Below are 16,027 nucleotides of genomic sequence, written 5' to 3' on the forward strand. Positions count from 1 at the left end.
ATGTCGCTCGACGTGCGCGAGACCGCGGAGGCGTCACAGGCTCCGCGGCCCCGCCGCAACATCACCACCGCCTTCGTGGTGAGCAGGATCGCGGTGCTCGCCGTCGCCGCCGCGATCCTGCTCTACGCCGCGCCGCCGCTGGTCGCCACCGGGTCGTGGATCGGGCTGGCCGTGCTGCTCGGGGCCACCGCCGTCATCGGCTACCTCTACCTGACCCGGCGGTACGTCCCGGCCAAGTATCTCGTCCCCGGCACCGTCTTCCTCATCGCCTTCCAGGTGTTCCCGGTGCTCTACACGGTGACCACCGCCTTCACCAACTTCGGCGACGGCCACCGCGGTGACAAGGCGGCGGCGATCACCGCCATCGAGCGCGGCTCCGTACGGCAGGCGCCCGGCTCGCCCGAGTACCAGCTCACCACCGCGCTGCGCGGCGGCGAACTGGTGTTCCTGCTCGTCGACCCCGCCACCAAGCAGGTCCGGCTCGGCGACGCGGGCGGGCTGTCGCCGCTGCCCGGCGCCGAGGTCGGCGTCACCGGCAAGGTGCTGCGCGCGCCCGGCGTCACCGTGCTGACCGCGCCGCAGGCCGCCGCCCGCGGCGAGGAGATCGCCGCGCTGACCGTGCCCACCGACGGCGGGGCCATCAAGGCCAACGGGCTCAGCCGCGCCGTCGAGGGCAGGGCGGCGCTCGTCTACGACGCGGGCTGCGACTGCATGCGGGGCGAGGGCGGCCCGTGGCGCGCCGACGGGTCGCAGGGCTACTTCGTCAACGCCGCCGGCGAGCACCTGGCCCAGGGCTGGCAGGTCAACGTCGGCCTGGCCAACTTCGCCAGGGTGCTGACCAACCCCACGATCTCCGGCTACTTCCTCGGCGTGTTCGGCTGGAACGCGGTCTTCGCGCTGGCCTCCGTAGCCGGCACGTTCGGGCTCGGCATGGCCGTCGCGCTGGCCCTGCACCACCCGCGCATGCGCGGCACCAAGGCCTACCGGATCGCGCTCATCCTGCCGTACGCCATGCCGTCGTTCGCGATGCTGCTGGTCTGGCGTGACATGTTCAACCGCGACTTCGGGCTGGTCAACCAGATGCTCGGGCTGAACGTGGACTGGCTCGGCGAGGTGACCACCGCCCGGCTCGCCGTCGTCCTGGTCAACCTGTGGCTGGGCTTCCCGTACATGTTCCTGGTCACGACCGGGGCGCTGCAGGCGATCCCGCGGGAGCTGACCGAGGCCGCCGCCATCGACGGGGCCACCCCGTGGAAGGCGTTCCGGCGGGTGACGCTGCCGCTGCTGCTGGTGGCGCTGACGCCGCTGCTCATCTCGTCGTTCGCGTACAACTTCAACAACTTCAACGCCATCCAGCTCACCACCGAGGGCGGGCCGTTCCCGCCGGAGAACCCGCAGGTGGGGGGCACCGACCTGCTCATCACCTACACGTTCAGGCTGGCCTTCGGCACCGGCGGCGCGCAGTTCGGCTTCGCGGCCGCGATCTCGGTGTTCATCTTCGCCATCGTGGCGATCGTCTCGGCCGTGGCGTTCCGCCGTACCCGCAAGCAGGAGGAGGTGTACGCGTGAAGCTGGCGCTCAGGCACGCGTTCGTGCTCGCCGTGTGCGCGTTCGCGATCTTCCCCATCCTGTTCGTCGTCTCGGCGGCGATCAACCCGCTGGGCACCCTCGCCTCGACCGAGCTGCTGCCGACCGGAGCCGGCCTGGACAACTTCGGCGAGCTGATGACCTCGGACGTCTACCCGTTCGGCCGGTGGTTCTTCAACTCGGTGTTCATCGCGCTGCTGTCGTCGTTCGCCAGCCTGCTGCTGTCGATGTTCGCCGCCTACGCCTTCAGCCGGATGCGCTTCGCCGGGCGCCGGGTCGGGCTGCTGGCGCTGCTGCTCATCCAGATGTTCCCGCAGTTCCTGGCCATCGTGACGATCTTCATGATCTTCACCAGGGTGACCGAGCTGTACCCGGCGTTCGGCTTCGACACCGTGTGGGGGCTCATGCTGCTCTACCTGGGCGGCGCGCTCGGCGTGAACACCTGGCTGATGAAGGGCTTCCTGGACACCGTGCCGAAGGAGCTCGACGAGGCCGCCACCGTGGACGGCGCCACGCACGCGCAGGTCTTCTGGAAGGTCATCATGCCGCTGGTCACGCCGATCCTCGCGGTGACCGCGCTGCTGGCGTTCATCACCACCATGAGCGAGTTCCTCATGGCGAACGTCTTCCTGCGCGACCCGGAGAGCAAGACGCTCGCCGTGGGCATGTACGGGATGATCGCCGGCGACCGGCGCAACGAGAACTTCGGCATGTTCGCCGCCGCCACGCTGCTCACCGCGATCCCGACCGTCAGCGTCTTCCTCTGGCTGCAGAAGTACATCGTCTCCGGACTCACCTCCGGCGCCGTCAAGGGGTGACTCATGCGCTTCCTGGATCTGCCGCACCACGACGGCTCCCCGCTGTACGTCTCCACGCAGGCGCCCGAGCCCGGCGCCCCGGTGACGCTCTGGCTGCGCGCCCCGCGCGCCGCCGGGGTCACCGCCGCGCACGTGCGCGCCGTCCACGACGGCGAGCCGCGCTACGCCCGCGCCGCGCCCGACCCCGCCAGGACCGGCCGCCCCGTCGGCGGGTACGGTGCCGGCGACGACTGGTGGCGGGCCGAGGTCACCCCGGTGAACCCGGTCACCCGCTACCGCTTCCTGCTGGAGACCACCGGCGGCCAGGCGTGGCTGACCGCCGCCGGGCTGTTCGCGCACGACCTGCCCGACTCCGGGGACTTCCGCCTGGTCTGCCACGAGCCGCCCCCCGCGTGGATGGCCGGCTCGATCGTCTACCAGATCTTCCCCGACCGGTTCGCCCGCTCGGGCCCCATGCCGGACCCGGCCCCGGCATGGGCGCTGCCCCGCGACTGGGACCGCGACCCGGTCATCCCCAGCGGCCCCGGCACCGCCGAGCAGTTCTACGGCGGCGACCTCGACGGCGTCGTCCGCCACCTCGGCCACATCGAGAGCCTCGGCGCCGACACCGTCTACCTGACCCCGATCTTCCCGGCCCGCTCCAACCACCGCTACGACGCCGCCGACTTCGACCGCGTCGACCCGCTGCTCGGCGGCGACGCCGCGCTGCGCCGGCTGGCGGACGCGCTGCACGGGCGCGGCATGCGGCTGCTCGGCGACATCACCGCCAACCACACCGGCGACGCCCACGCCTGGTTCACCGCCGCCGTCTCCGACGTGCGCGCCCCCGAACGGGACATGTACTACTTCGACCCCGACACCGGCGACTACGAGTCCTGGTGGGGCTTCAAGTCGCTGCCCAAGCTCAACTGGGGCAGCCCGCTCGTCCGCGACCGCATGCGCCAGGTGCTCACCCGCTGGACCGGGCCGTTCGACGGCTGGCGGGTGGACGTGGCCAACATGACCGGCCGGTTCGGCGCCGACGACCACAACCACGAGGCCGCGGCCCTGCTGCGCCGCGCCCTGCCGCCCGGCGCCGCGTTCGTCGCCGAGCACAACCACGACGCCTCGTCCGACCTGGACCGCGACGGCTGGCACGGCACGATGAACTACGGCGGCTTCACCCGCCCCGTCTGGTCCTGGCTGCGCGCCGGCACGCTCGGCCTGGAGCACTTCCTCGGCGTGCCCGGCGGCGTGCCCCGCCGCGACGGCCTCGCCGCCCTGGCCACGCTGCGGTCCTTCGCCTCGCACATGTCGTGGCGCTCGCTCGTGCACTCCTGGCAGCTGCTCGACTCGCACGACACGCCGCGGATCCGCACCGTCACCGGCTCGCGCGAGCGCCACCTCGTCGCGCTCGGCCTGCAGGCCACGCTGCCCGGCACGCCCATGGTGTTCGCCGGCAGCGAGTTCGGCCTCACCGGCGTCAACGGCGAGCACTCCCGCACCCCCATGCCCTGGAACCGCCCCGCAGACCGGGACCCGGCCACCCTCGCCGCCTACCGCGACCTGCTCGGCCTGCGCCGCCGCGAGCCCGCGCTGCGCCACGGCGGGCTGCGCTGGCTGCACGCCGACGCCGACTGCCTGGTGTTCGCGCGCGAGACGTACGAGGAGACGCTGCTCGTGTGCGCCCGCCGCGCGCCGGGGGCTCCGCTGGCCCTGCCCGCCCGCGCCGACCTCGTCCATAACGGCGGCGACACGAATGACGGAACAGGTGATGGACCGTCGCTGTCCGTGTGGCGGGTCATCGGCCGATGACGCTACGGTTGGGGCCGCCCCGTCAGAGTTGATCGAGTTATAGGTGTGCCCGATGAGGTTGCTGTCCGTGGCCGTCCTGGCTTCGCTCCTGCCCGCCCTGCCGCTGCCGGCCCAGGCGGCCGCCCACGCCGGCACCACCTACTACGTGGACTCCAAGGCGGGTGACGACGCCGCCGACGGCACCGCCGCCGACCGGGCGTGGCGGTCGCTCGACGCGGTCAACGCCGCCGACCTCAAGCCCGGCGACACCGTCGCCGTCAAGCGGGGCAGCAGCTTCACCGGCTCGCTCGTACTCGCCGCGAAGGGCACCGCCCGATCGCCCATCACCGTCAAGGCCTACGGCAAGGGCGCGCTGCCCAGGATCGGCGGCCGGGACGCCAACTGCGTGGTCGTCTCCGGCGACCACTGGCGCATCAGCGGCCTGCGCGCCAGCAACTGCGCCTGGGCGGGGTTCGAGATCAAGGGCGACCACAACGTGCTGTCCAAGGTGCAGGCCGACCGCAACGTGACCGGCGCGACCGTCACCCCCAGCGGGTCCCGCAACACGATCAAGGACAGCACCTTCACCAGGAACAACCGGATGAGCGTCAACGACAAGGGCGGCGACAACGACTCCGGCGCCTTCGGCATCCTGCTCAACGGCGACGACAACCTCGTCACCGGCAACACGATCACCGGCAGCCACGCCAAGAGCTACGACTACGGCGTCGACGGCGCCGCCATCGAGATCTTCGGCGGCAACCGCAACCGGATCACCCACAACCGCACCCACGACAACAACACCTTCAGCGAGCTCGGCGCCAAGAAGGGCGACACCGCCACGGGCAACGTGTTCGCCTTCAACGTCGTCACCTCCTCGCTGAAGACCGGCTCCTTCCTCGTCACCCGCGGCGCCCGCCACGTCGTCGGCCCGGTCAAGGGCACCACGGCCGTGCACAACTCCGTCTACATGCCGGCCCGCGACACCATCGGCTGGTCCTGCCACGACGGCTGCTCCCCGTCGATCCTGAAGCTGCGCAACAACGTCATCGTGGTGGGCGGCACGGCCGGCTACGAGGACGCCAAGGGCGCCGACGAGGCGAGCAGCGTCTACAAGGCGCGCAAGGCCGAGTTCAAGCTCGGCTCCGGCTCCGTCATGGCCGACCCGCGCTTCGTCTCGCGGACCAACCTGCGCCTGGCGCCCTCGTCGCCGGCCCGTGGCCGCGCGGTCCGCCTCGGCCCGTCGTGGTTCGGCGGCGCCGCGCTGGCCAAGGACATCACCGGCAAGCCGCTGCCCTCCTCCACCCGCCACGCGGGCGCCTACCAGTAACGTCAGCCGATGCCGTAACGGCTCGACATCCAGTCGTAGACCTGGCGGGCGGCGGGCTCGTCGCCGCCCAGCAGGGTGATCAGCCTGCCGGTGCGGCGGGTCAGCACGCACGCGAAGCTCTCCGCGAACAGCTCCGACACGTCCTGCCGGTACGGCGACTCCAGCCGGGGCCGGCGCAGCGCGTGCAGGAAGGTCCACCAGCGGTCGGCCGAGGGCCGGCCGTCGGAGTGGTCGATGGCGTGGCCCAGCTCGTGACCGCACACGTTGACCGACGGCGAGGGTACGCTGCCGACCGCGATGCGGCGCAGGACCGGGTCGTAGACGCCGGCGCTCCGCTCCCACGTGCCCTCCTGCTGCGGCAGCGGGATGGCGCGCAGCTTCTCGAAGGCCGGCAGGTCAGGAACGGAGCCGGGGCCCACCACCAGGCCGCCGTCGAGGTGGTCGGCCAGGCGGGCGCCCAGGGCGCGCGGCACCGCCGCGAGCGTCATGACGGCCACGAGTGACTCCGGCGGCGGCAGCGTCCCCGGCTCCCACATCCGCGTCAGCCTGTGCTCCAGCACGCCGACATGCAGCCATCCAGGCCATCCTCTGCGCCTCACCGTACCGCGCTCTCTGCAACCGTTCTCAGGCCACCCTCGTGACCGAGATCAATGATTACCTATCCGCGACCCTGTGGTGGTGTCGAAACGGGCGCGATCCGCACGACGCTTCCTGTGAAAGCGACGAGAGGGAGACCCATGGGCTGGAAGATCGAAGTCGTCCCCATCCCCGTCGCCGACGTGGAGAAGGCCAAGGGGTTCTCCAGCGAGCGGCCGGGGTTCAATGTGGACCACGACTCGCGGGTGAACGAGGAGACGCGGGTGGTCCGGCTGACGCCGCCCGGCTCGGGCTGCTCCATGTGAGCGCGGTCAAGCACTACGAGCGGGACGGCACGCTCGCCGAAGGGCGGGGCGGCCGCTGGAACTCGTGTTCTTCGACGACCTCGACGGCGACGGCCGGGTGCTGCAGGAGCGCGCCTGACGGCGGCTTGGCGCAATACGCGGTCAGTCTTGCCCGGTTCTTGGCGGCGTGAACCGGTATGGAAGCTGCATGCTGGGATTAAGCGCAGCAAGCGTGACATATCCGTGGAACATGCCGGAAACCTCTCCGCGGCACTGTGAAAGCCTCGGAAAAGGGGAGGGGCAATGCTGCTGCGACTGAGGGTGTCGCTAGCCGACCGGCCGGGAGGGCTCGGCCAGGTCGCCAAGGTGCTGGGCACGCTGGGCGCCGACATCCTCCAGGTCACCGTGCTCGAACGTGAGATGGGCAGGGCGGTGGACGACTTCGTGGTGTCCTGGCCGGGCCCGGCGGGCGCGGACGAGGTGCGGGAGCGGTTCTCCGCCGTGCCAGGCGTGCGGGTGGAGGGCGTGTGGCCGACCCGCGAGGTCCCCGGCTCCGCGCCCGACTACGACCTGCTCATGCACGTGGCCGCCGAGCCGTCGCGCGGCCTCGCCACGCTGGTGGACGCGCTGCCTGGCCTGTGCGGCGCGGAATGGTCGGTGGCCTACGCCGGCGGCTCGGTGGTGCACAGCTCCATCGCCGCGCCCGAACTCGTCGACCTGCCCGAGCCGCCGCCGCGCGCCGCCACGCTGGACGGCGAGAAGGTGCGGCTCATGCTGCTGCCCATGACCGCGTACCAGCTGCACCTGCTCGTGGCCCGGGCCGACGGGCCCGGGTTCCACCGCGCCGAGCTGGAACGGGCCGTGCGCATCGTGGACGTCGTCTCCGCCCTGGCCGCCCGCGTCTGACCGCCCGTACGCCCGCGGGCCCGTCCACACGCTCCGGACGGCCCTCCGGCACCGTCCACCCACCGCTGACGCGGATCCGGAAGTCGGACGGTCCTCCGCCACCGACCACCCCGCCTTTTCGTCCACCCACCGCTGAGGCGGACCCGGTAGTTCGTCCGGGATGGGAAGACTGTGGCTTTAGGGAGAAGATTTCGGGGTTGTTGTTGATCGCCGAGCATTTCTCCTATGGGTACGGGTAGGTTTGGGCGGGTGTCAGAAGCCTCCGCTCCGGCCCAGCCACGCCTGGCGTGGCTGGACGCGCTGCGTGGCATCGGCGCGCTGGCCGTGGTCGCCGAGCACATGACCCCGTGGTTCCTGCCTTCCGTGCGCCCGCAGTGGTTCCATCTCGGCGTGTACGGGATCTTCGTGTTCTTCCTGGTCAGCGGCTACATCATCCCGGCGTCGCTGGAGCGGCACGGCGACGTGCGCACGTTCTGGCTCAGCCGCGTGTTCCGCCTCTACCCGCTCTTCCTGGCCGTCGGCCTGCTGGTGGTCGCGCTCCACTGGTGGGTGCCGGTCCGCGAGGCGGTCGAGCGCGACTGGGCGTCGGTCGCCGGCCACGCCACCATGCTGCTCGACGTCGTGGACGTGGCCGGGGTCGCCGACACCATGTGGACGCTCTCGTACGAGATGGTGTTCTACCTGATGGTCACGGCCCTGTTCATGGTCCGGCTGCACCACCGCAGCGGGCTGCTGGCGATGCTGTTCGCGGCCGGGGCGGTGGCGACCGGGGTGCTGATGACGCGGGGGGTGCTGACCGGCGGCTGGGTCGCGTACGTGTCGTGCGCGGTGTTCGTGACCGGCCTCGTCTGCCTGATCACCGGGCGGTTCCGCCGGACGGCCGCGGCCGTGCTGGGCGTGATGGCGCTGACGCTGCTGGTGCTGGGCAGCCGGGTGCCATGGGTGGGGGTGGCGGTGCTGGCGCTGATGTTCGCCGGCACCGCGATCTACCGCTGGGAGCGGGGCGAGGGCCGGTTGTGGCCGGTGGCGGTCACGCTCGTGGCGGTCGCCTGCGTGCCGTTCTGGGCGATCATGGCCGGGTGGTGGTGGGTCCAGCCCGACATCTGGATCACCACGATCGTGCTCGTGGCCGCCACGTTCGCGGCGGGTATGGCGCTGCGCGGGCGGCGGGTGCCCCGGGTGCTCGTCTGGCTGGGGCTCGTCAGCTACTCGCTCTATCTGGTGCACCACCCGCTGCTGAGGTACTTCACCTGGGTGTCCGGCGACCTCCGGGCGGAGCCGCTGCCCTACCAGCTCGCCATGACGGCGCTGGCGCTGACGATGGTGGTGCTGGTGAGCGCGTTCACGTACCGCTTCGTGGAGCGGCCCATGCAGGAGCTGGGCCGGCGGATCGCGCGGTCGAGGTCGTCCACCGTTCCAGCGCGGGGGCCAGCAGAGGATGCCTCAGCAACGTCCGCCGCACGATAGGGTCCTCCGTCATCAGGAACGCCAGGTGGCGGACCGCGTGCGCGGCCACGTGGGCCACCTCCACCCGCTCCGGCGAGGGCCGGGCGGGAGCCGCGCCCATGGCGAGCTCCAGCCGGGGCAGCGCGACGGCGGGCAGCCACGGCGCGGGGTCGGGGCACACCGCGTAGGTGAGCACGATCTCGCCGCCCGGCAGGTGGCGCCAGCTCGTGGAGTGGACGACGGTGAGCGGGTCGCCGGCGGAGATCCCGCAGGCGCGGCGCGCGGCCTCGTCGGGGCTCTCGCCGGGCTCCGGACGCGTCTCGGCGCGCCGGTAAGCCCACGAACTGTCGGCGTCCGCCCTTAGCATGAGCGTCTCGACCCAGACCACGTGTCTTCCCGTCACCGTCCGCAGCTTACTGCCAATCATACGCAATAACGTAAATCCCGCATGTGTGTCGCCTCTCTTGCGGTAGTGGTCGGGAGGCGGACGACGGAAGGGGGAGGGCCCATGCCCGGCTTGCTCGTGCTGATGGGATCGGGAGAGACGAGCCCGACCATGGTGGAGGTGCACCGCGCCGCCGCGCGCCGGCTGCGGCCGGGGGCGCGGGCCGTGCTGCTCGACACGCCGTACGCGTTCCAGGAGAACGCGGCCGACATCTCCGCGCGCGCCCGCCGCTACTTCGCCCGCAGTGTCGGCCTGGACGTCGAGGTGGCACCCGGCGTCGCCGGGGCCGACTGGGTGTTCTCCGGGCCGGGCAGCCCCACCTACGCGCTCGACCGCTGGACCCACTCCGGCGTGGCCGGCGACCTGCGGGCCAGGGTGCGGGCGCGGTCCGGGGTGACCGTGCTCGCCTCCGCCGCCGCCTGCACGGCCGGCCTGGCGACGGTGCCGGTGTACGAGATCTACAAGGTCGGCGCCGAGCCCTGCTGGCGCGAGGGCATCGACCTGCTGGAGCCGCTCGGGCTGCACGCCGTGCTGATCCCCCACTTCGACAACGCCGAGGGCGGCACCCACGACACCCGCTACTGCTACCTGGGGGAGCGGCGGCTGTCGCGGATGGAGCGCGAGCTGCCGCCGGGCACCGCCGTGCTCGGCGTCGACGAGCACACCGCGCTCGTCATCGACCTGGAGACGGAGGCCGTCGAGGTGGCGGGCCGCGGCGGCGTCACGGTCCGGCTGCCCGGCTCGGTCACCGTGCTGCCCGCGGGCACCCGCACCGGGCTCGCCGAGCTGCGCCGCCTCGCCGAGGGCGGCGCCGGCGCGCCCGTCCCGGCCCCGCCGCCGGCGGTCCGGCAGGCCGGGGTGACGCTGGAGGAGACCATGAGTGCCGCCGAGCGCGCCTTCGCCGCGGCGGTGGCCGCGCCCGACCTGGCAGCGGCCGCCCGCGCGGTGCTGGAGCTGGAGGCCGGGATCGTCTCCTGGGCGGCCGACACCGAGGAAGACGCGGGCGGCGTCGACCAGGCCAGAGAGCTGATGCGGCTGCTGATCGCCCGGCTCGGCGAGCAGGCGGCCACGGCGGGCGTCCACACCGTCATGGGCCCGCTCCTGGCGCTCCGCGGCGAGCTGCGCGCCCAGGGCCGCTACGAGGTGGCCGACGCGCTGCGCGAGGCCCTGCTGGAGGGCGGCGTGCTGGTGGAAGACACCCCCGACGGCCCGCGCTGGTCGGTCGTGCCCCCGCCGCGCCCTCGGTGAGCCATCGCGGGATCGAACCCCGGGGCGCGCGGGCGCGTACCTGTCTGCGAGGGCTCCGGCGAGGGAGGCGGCGACGTGCGGTGGCTAGCGGCGCGGCTTGTCGATGCGGGCGCCGTCGGGGGTGAAGATCATCAACCGGCTCATGTCCACGCCCACCTTGGCCGCGTCGCCCGTACGCCACACCGGGCGGTTGCCCAGCCGGACCGTCAGGTCGGCGCGGCGGTGCACGCCGTTGCCGACGTTCTGGCCGACCTGCTCCTGTTCCTGCGGCTCCTCCTCCCGCTGCGGGAACATGCGCCGCATCAGCGCGCCGATCCCGCCCGAGGCGGCGTGATGGCCGTTGCGCCCCTCGCGCGGGTCCGGCGGCTCGGGCACCGGCACGGCCGGCACCCCGCACTCGATGTAGGCCATCCACTCGTGGCCGTGATACTCCAGCGTGCGCACCCGCCCGTAGAAGGCCGGTCCGTCGTACGACTCCGGCACCGGCGCCAGCCCGTCCGGCCGCATGCCGACCAGCACCTGCCCGCCGGTGTGCTGCGAGATCGCGTACGCGCGCGGGTCGCTCCACGGGATGGACAGCCGGTGCGGGCCGAAGTCCAGCAGGACGAACTGGTTCTGCGGCGTGTGCACATTGGCCGAGAGCAGGTTGAGCTGCTGGGAGTTGAGGAACGCGGCGACGAAGGCGGTCGCTGGATCGTTGTAAATCTGGGCCGGAGTGCCGACGTCCTGCAGCACGCCGCGGTTCAGGATCGCGATGCGGTCGGCCAGCGTCAGCGCCTCCACCTGGTCGTGCGTCACGTAGATGGTGGTGATGCCGAGCGACCTGACCAGCGCGGAGATCTCCATGCGCAACTCGGTCCGCATCCCCGCGTCCAGGTTCGACAGCGGCTCGTCCATCAGGAACAGCTTGGGCTGCCTGACGATCGCGCGGCCCATGGCCACCCGCTGGCGCTGGCCGCCGGAGAGCGTTCCCGGCCGCCGCTCCAGGGTCTCGTCGATGTGCAGGGCCTTGGACAACTCGGTGACGCGGTCGCGCACCATCTGCGGATCCGCCTTGGCGATCTCCAGGGGGAAGGCGATGTTGCCGCGCACGGTCCGGTGCGGGTAGAGCGCGCCGCTCTGGAACACCATGGCCACGTCGCGGTCGCGGGGGGCCACGTGGTTGGCGAGCTGGCCGTCGAGCCAGAGCTCGCCCTCGGTGATGTCCTCAAGGCCGGCGATCATGCGCAGCAGTGTGGACTTGCCGCAACCGGACGGGCCGAGGAGGACGAGGAACTCGCCGTCCTCGGCCCTAAGGCTCAGCTTGTCGACCGCCAGGTAATCACCTGGATACACCTTGGTCACGTTGTCGAGAACGACTGAGCTCATGGGCCCACACCTTGCGCGCGTGTCACCTGTGACGGGGACGGATTGAAGAGGTAGTACATCGCGCATTAACACTGCATGTCCACCCTTGACATAAAAGTTCTGCTGATACCTGGTTTCGGTCGAGAGTTTTGGGGTGCCTTACGCCGTTATTTCCGAAATGTGTTACTTGGAAGGGCTTGCGAAAACTTGCGGTAAGGTCTTTCAATGGTCGGGACTCAGGGGGTGGCTTATGGCGACGTGGTGGCGGGACGCCGCGATCTACCAGGTGTACGTGCGTAGTTTCGCCGACGGCGACGGCGACGGGGTCGGCGACCTGATAGGCGTCCGTGATCGCCTGCCCTACCTCGCCGCGCTCGGCGTGGACGCGATCTGGCTGACGCCCTTCTACCCCTCGCCGATGGCCGACTTCGGCTACGACGTCGCCGACTACCGCGACGTAGACCCGCTCTTCGGCACGCTCGGCGACGCCAAGGCGCTGATCGACGAGTCGCACGGGCTCGGCCTGCGGGTGATCGTCGACATCGTGCCCAACCACACCTCCGACCAGCACCCCTGGTTCCAGGAGGCGCTGCGCGGGGCCAACCGCGACCGCTACGTCTTCCGCGACCGGCCCAACGACTGGGAGTCCATCTTCGGCGGCCCGGCCTGGACCCAGGTCGCCGACGGCCAGTGGTACCTCCACCTGTTCGACCCCTCCCAGCCCGACCTCAACTGGGAGCATCCCGAGGTGCGGGCCGAGTTCGAGTCGATCCTGCGCTTCTGGCTCGACCTGGGCGTCGACGGCTTCCGGATCGACGTGGCGCACGGCATGGTCAAACCGGCCGGCCTGCCCGACATCGGTCACTCCGGGCAGACCCGGCTCATCGGCAACGACGTGGTGCCGTACTTCGACAATGACGGCGTGCACGAGATCCACCGGTCGTGGCGGCGCATCCTCGACTCGTACCCGGGGGAGCGGATCGGCGTGGCCGAGGCCTGGGCGCCCACCCCCGAGCGCCTGGCCCTCTACGTGCGGCCGGACGAGCTGCACCAGGCGTTCAACTTCCACTACCTGTTCGCCCCCTGGGAGGCTCGGGCGCTGCGCGAGGTGATCGACAGCTCGCTCGCCACCGCCGCCTCGGTCGGCGCGCCGACCACCTGGGTGCTGTCCAACCACGACGTCAAGCGTCACGTCACCCGCTACGGCAGCCTGGCCAGGGCCCGCGCCGCCGCCCTGCTCACGCTCGCCCTGCCCGGCTCCGCCTACATCTACCAGGGCGACGAGCTGGGCCTGCCGGAGGTGCTCGACCTGCCGGAGGAGGTCCTGCGCGACCCGCAGCGGCTGCGCGACCCCGACAGCGGCCGCGACGGCTGCCGGGTGCCGCTGCCCTGGACGCGCGACCTCGGCTGGCGTGAGCCGTGGCTGCCCATCCCCGCCGCGTGGGCCGGGCTCAGCGTGGAGGCCCAGCAGGGCGTGCCCGGCTCCACCCTGGAGCTCTACCGGGAGGCGCTCCGGCTGCGCCGCTCCTTCGACGGCGACCTGACCTGGCACGACTCTCCCGAGGGGACCCTCGTGCTGTCGCGGGGCGACCTGCTGTGCACCGTCAACCTGACCGGGTCACCGGTCGGCTTCGCCGTCGACGGCGACCTCCTGCTGGCCTCGGACGAGCCCGGCGCGCCCGATTCGGCGGCCTGGTGGAGAATGAGGCATCCGGCCTGACGGGTTCCCGCTTCACGGCCCGTCGCCCGCGCGAGAGGATTCTCGTTGAGGTCCCACACCGGCTCCACAGGCCTTCCGGCGCTCCGCCGGCCCGTCGGCGAGCGCCTCGGACCGTCTGCCGGACGATCGAGGCCGGTTCGCACTGCTGTTCGATATGAGACGATGTGCCGGACCGTGAATCGCCTGCCTCTTGTGATGCTCCGCAAGGGTCCGATTCCTCCCTCGCCTGAAGGCGGGGGCTTACTCGGAGGTTTCTGATGAACGGACCCGCCCGCCTTGCCGACATCGCGGCCCAGGCCGGGGTGAGCGAGGCCACGGTCAGCCGCGTGCTCAACGGCAAGCCGGGCGTCTCGGCGACGACCCGCCAGGCGGTCATGACCGCGCTCGACCTCATGGGCTACGAGCGGCCGCCCCGGCTGCGCCAGCGCAGCAACGGCCTCATCGGGCTGGTCACCCCCGAGCTCGACAATCCGATCTTCCCGGCGTTCGCGCAGGCCATCGAGAAGGCGCTGACCCAGCACGGCTACACGCCCGTGCTCTGCACGCAGCTGCCCGGCGGCGCCCCCGAGGACGAGTTCACCGAACTGCTGGTCGACCGCGGGGTGAGCGGCATCGTGTTCGTGTCAGGGTTACACGCCGACACCACCGCCCGCATGGACCGCTACACCCGGCTCACCGACCGCGGCCTGCCGATCGTGCTGGTCGACGGCTACAACGAGCACATCGACGCCCCGTTCATCTCGGCCGACGACCGCATGGCCGCCCGCCTCGCCGTCCGTCACCTGGCCGACCTCGGCCACGAGCGCATCGGGCTGGCGCTCGGGCCGCGCCGGTTCGTCCCCGTCATCCGCAAGATCGAAGGCTTCCGCGAGGCCATGAGGGTGCTCCTCGGCGCCGACGACGTGGACGACCTCATCACCCACTCGCTGTTCTCCGTCGAGGGCGGCCAGGCCGCCGCCACGCAGCTCCTCGACCGCGGCTGCACCGGCATCGTGTGCGCCAGCGACCTGATGGCGCTGGGCGCGATCCGCGCCTGCCGCCAGCGCGGGCTCACCGTGCCGGGCGAGGTGTCGGTGGTCGGCTTCGACGACTCGCCGCTCATCGCCTTCACCGACCCGCCGCTGACCACCGTGCGCAAACCGATCGGCCCGATGGCCACGGCCGCCGTGCAGACCCTCCTCGAAGAGGTCGGCGGCGCGTCCGCCAAGCACGTCGAGCTCATCTTCCAGCCCGAGCTGGTGGTCCGCGGCTCCACAGGCTCCGGCCCGCTGGTCAACCGGTGATGGTTCTGGCAACCCCTGGCCGGGTGCCGCTCCTTGTGTCCGGTGGCTCGCTGTCGGTTTCGGGTGATGCTTCCGGAGGGTGCCGCTCCTGGTGTCCAGGAGCTCGCCGTCAGGGGAGTTGAGGGTTTTGCGGGTGATGGTTCTGGCAATCTCCGGCCGGGGGACAGCCGCCGGGGCATTTGAGGGTCTTTTCGGGTGATTCTTCGGGGAACTTCCGGCTGGGTGCCGCTTCGGGTGGCCGCGGACCGTCGTCGGGGCAGGCAAGGGCTTTTTGGGAAACCCCTCGGGCCGGGCGCCGTCATGCGTGCCTTACGGCCCGCTGTGCCCGCCGTAAGTGCGCGTGCGAGGAGGAGGGCGGGACTGTGACGTGTGACGTGCTCGTGCTGGGTGGGGCGGGGGTCGACACCACCGTTTACGTGCCGGAGCTGCCGCTGCCCTACCGTGACACCTACCCGGTGCCGCCCGTGGTCGATCGGATCGGGAACACCGGGTCAGGGGTGAGCCTCGGGTGCGCGGCCCTCGGGATGGACGTCGCCTTCGCCGACCTGATCGGTGACGATCCGCAGGGCGCGCTCGTCCGTGACGCGCTGCGCCACGTCGCCTGCGCGTGGGGCACCGCCGCCGGGGGCACCCGGCGCAGCGTCCTGCTGGTCGCCCCCGACGGCCGCCGCACGTCGTTCTTCGACGCCAAGGCCACCCCCGGCGAGCGCCTGCCCCGCGCGCTCTACGCCGGCGTCCAGGCCCGTCACGTGCACGTGTCGCTCTCCGACATCTGCCGCGACGTCTTCGATGACCTCGGCGGCGTGCCCGTCTCCACCGACCTGCACGACTGGGACGGGGCCGACGACTTCCACCGGGACTTCGCGTACCGCTCCGACCTGGTGTTCCTGTCAGCCACCGCGCTGGAGGACCCGGTGGCGGCGATGCGCGGCATCCTGGCCCGCGGGCGTGCCCGCACCGTCGTCTGCACCCGCGGTGCCGGCGGCTGCCTCGTCCTGACGCGCGGCGGCGAGGTGCGCGCCTTCCCCGCCGCCCCGCTGCCGGCACCGGTCGCCGACAGCAACGGCGCGGGGGACGCGTTCGTCTCCGGCTTCCTGTACGGGACGCTCAACGGGCTGCCGCTGGAGCGGTGCGTGACGCTGGGGGCGGTCGCCGGGGCGCACGCCTGCACGGTGCCGGGCACCCACGAGTCCCCGATCACCGAGCCCGTCCTCCTGGCTCGCGCCTCAGCAGACACCTGAGC

13 protein-coding genes are annotated in these 16,027 nt (G+C 71.8%); 11 read left to right on the forward strand and 2 right to left on the reverse strand.

Annotated features, from left to right (window positions below):
• The 4 genes from ACZ6YG_RS07130 to ACZ6YG_RS07145 are packed head-to-tail and all read left to right on the forward strand — an operon-like array spanning position 1 to position 5,508.
• Positions 1 to 1,569 carry an ABC transporter permease subunit gene (locus ACZ6YG_RS07130; protein WP_466017422.1) on the forward strand — a complete coding sequence of 523 codons (1,569 nt, stop codon included), beginning with the start codon at positions 1 to 3 and terminating at the stop codon, positions 1,567 to 1,569.
• Positions 1,566 to 2,405, forward strand: a complete 840-nt coding sequence (locus ACZ6YG_RS07135) for a sugar ABC transporter permease (RefSeq protein WP_222709008.1) — start codon at positions 1,566 to 1,568, stop codon at positions 2,403 to 2,405. Before ACZ6YG_RS07130 ends, ACZ6YG_RS07135 begins: the two co-directional genes overlap by 4 nt.
• A 3-nt stretch (positions 2,406 to 2,408) precedes the next feature.
• Complete coding sequence (locus tag ACZ6YG_RS07140) at positions 2,409 to 4,199, forward strand: glycoside hydrolase family 13 protein (RefSeq protein ID WP_345482620.1); 1,791 nt, start codon at positions 2,409 to 2,411, stop codon at positions 4,197 to 4,199.
• A 52-nt stretch (positions 4,200 to 4,251) separates the two neighbouring features.
• Positions 4,252 to 5,508, forward strand: coding sequence for a right-handed parallel beta-helix repeat-containing protein (locus ACZ6YG_RS07145; protein WP_246639715.1), 1,257 nt, complete (start codon positions 4,252 to 4,254; stop codon positions 5,506 to 5,508).
• A gap of 2 nt (positions 5,509 to 5,510) precedes the next feature.
• On the opposite strand, the gene ACZ6YG_RS07150 is transcribed toward ACZ6YG_RS07145, so the two are convergent.
• Positions 5,511 to 6,068 carry a hypothetical protein gene (locus ACZ6YG_RS07150; protein WP_148032436.1) on the reverse strand — a complete coding sequence of 186 codons (558 nt, stop codon included), beginning with the start codon at positions 6,066 to 6,068 and terminating at the stop codon, positions 5,511 to 5,513.
• A gap of 177 nt (positions 6,069 to 6,245) precedes the next feature.
• On the opposite strand from ACZ6YG_RS07150, the gene ACZ6YG_RS07155 reads away from it, so the two are divergent.
• From ACZ6YG_RS07155 to ACZ6YG_RS07170, 4 genes are all read left to right on the forward strand, one after another.
• Positions 6,246 to 6,410: a VOC family protein gene (locus ACZ6YG_RS07155; protein ID WP_466017423.1), complete on the forward strand. Its 165-nt coding sequence runs from the start codon at positions 6,246 to 6,248 to the stop codon at positions 6,408 to 6,410.
• Positions 6,411 to 6,692: 282 nt separating this feature from the next.
• Entirely contained in the window at positions 6,693 to 7,295 is a 603-nt protein-coding gene (locus tag ACZ6YG_RS07160) for an ACT domain-containing protein (RefSeq protein ID WP_187281236.1), read from the forward strand.
• 249 nt (positions 7,296 to 7,544) lie between these two features.
• Positions 7,545 to 8,762 carry an acyltransferase family protein gene (locus ACZ6YG_RS07165; RefSeq protein WP_261808638.1) on the forward strand — a complete coding sequence of 406 codons (1,218 nt, stop codon included), beginning with the start codon at positions 7,545 to 7,547 and terminating at the stop codon, positions 8,760 to 8,762.
• Between the two features lie 487 nt (positions 8,763 to 9,249).
• Positions 9,250 to 10,434 (forward strand): type 1 glutamine amidotransferase family protein, encoded by a 1,185-nt coding sequence (locus ACZ6YG_RS07170; protein WP_466017424.1) that lies wholly within the window; start codon positions 9,250 to 9,252, stop codon positions 10,432 to 10,434.
• A gap of 84 nt (positions 10,435 to 10,518) precedes the next feature.
• Here ACZ6YG_RS07170 and ACZ6YG_RS07175 read toward each other — a convergent pair whose 3' ends face one another.
• Positions 10,519 to 11,802 (reverse strand): ABC transporter ATP-binding protein, encoded by a 1,284-nt coding sequence (locus ACZ6YG_RS07175; protein WP_271279751.1) that lies wholly within the window; start codon positions 11,800 to 11,802, stop codon positions 10,519 to 10,521.
• Positions 11,803 to 12,031: 229 nt separating this feature from the next.
• On the opposite strand from ACZ6YG_RS07175, the gene ACZ6YG_RS07180 reads away from it, so the two are divergent.
• From ACZ6YG_RS07180 to ACZ6YG_RS07190, 3 genes are all read left to right on the forward strand, one after another.
• Entirely contained in the window at positions 12,032 to 13,501 is a 1,470-nt protein-coding gene (locus tag ACZ6YG_RS07180) for a glycoside hydrolase family 13 protein (RefSeq protein ID WP_466017425.1), read from the forward strand.
• A 257-nt stretch (positions 13,502 to 13,758) separates the two neighbouring features.
• The gene (locus ACZ6YG_RS07185) at positions 13,759 to 14,784 is read left to right on the forward strand and encodes a LacI family DNA-binding transcriptional regulator (RefSeq protein ID WP_271279752.1); all 1,026 of its coding nucleotides are present in this window, start codon (positions 13,759 to 13,761) and stop codon (positions 14,782 to 14,784) included.
• 362 nt (positions 14,785 to 15,146) lie between these two features.
• On the forward strand, positions 15,147 to 16,025 hold the full coding sequence (locus ACZ6YG_RS07190; RefSeq protein WP_466017426.1) for a carbohydrate kinase family protein: 879 nt from the start codon (positions 15,147 to 15,149) through the stop codon (positions 16,023 to 16,025).
• The last annotated feature ends 2 nt before the right edge of the window (positions 16,026 to 16,027 follow it).

Source organism: Nonomuraea sp. NPDC054003, assembly GCF_055585125.1.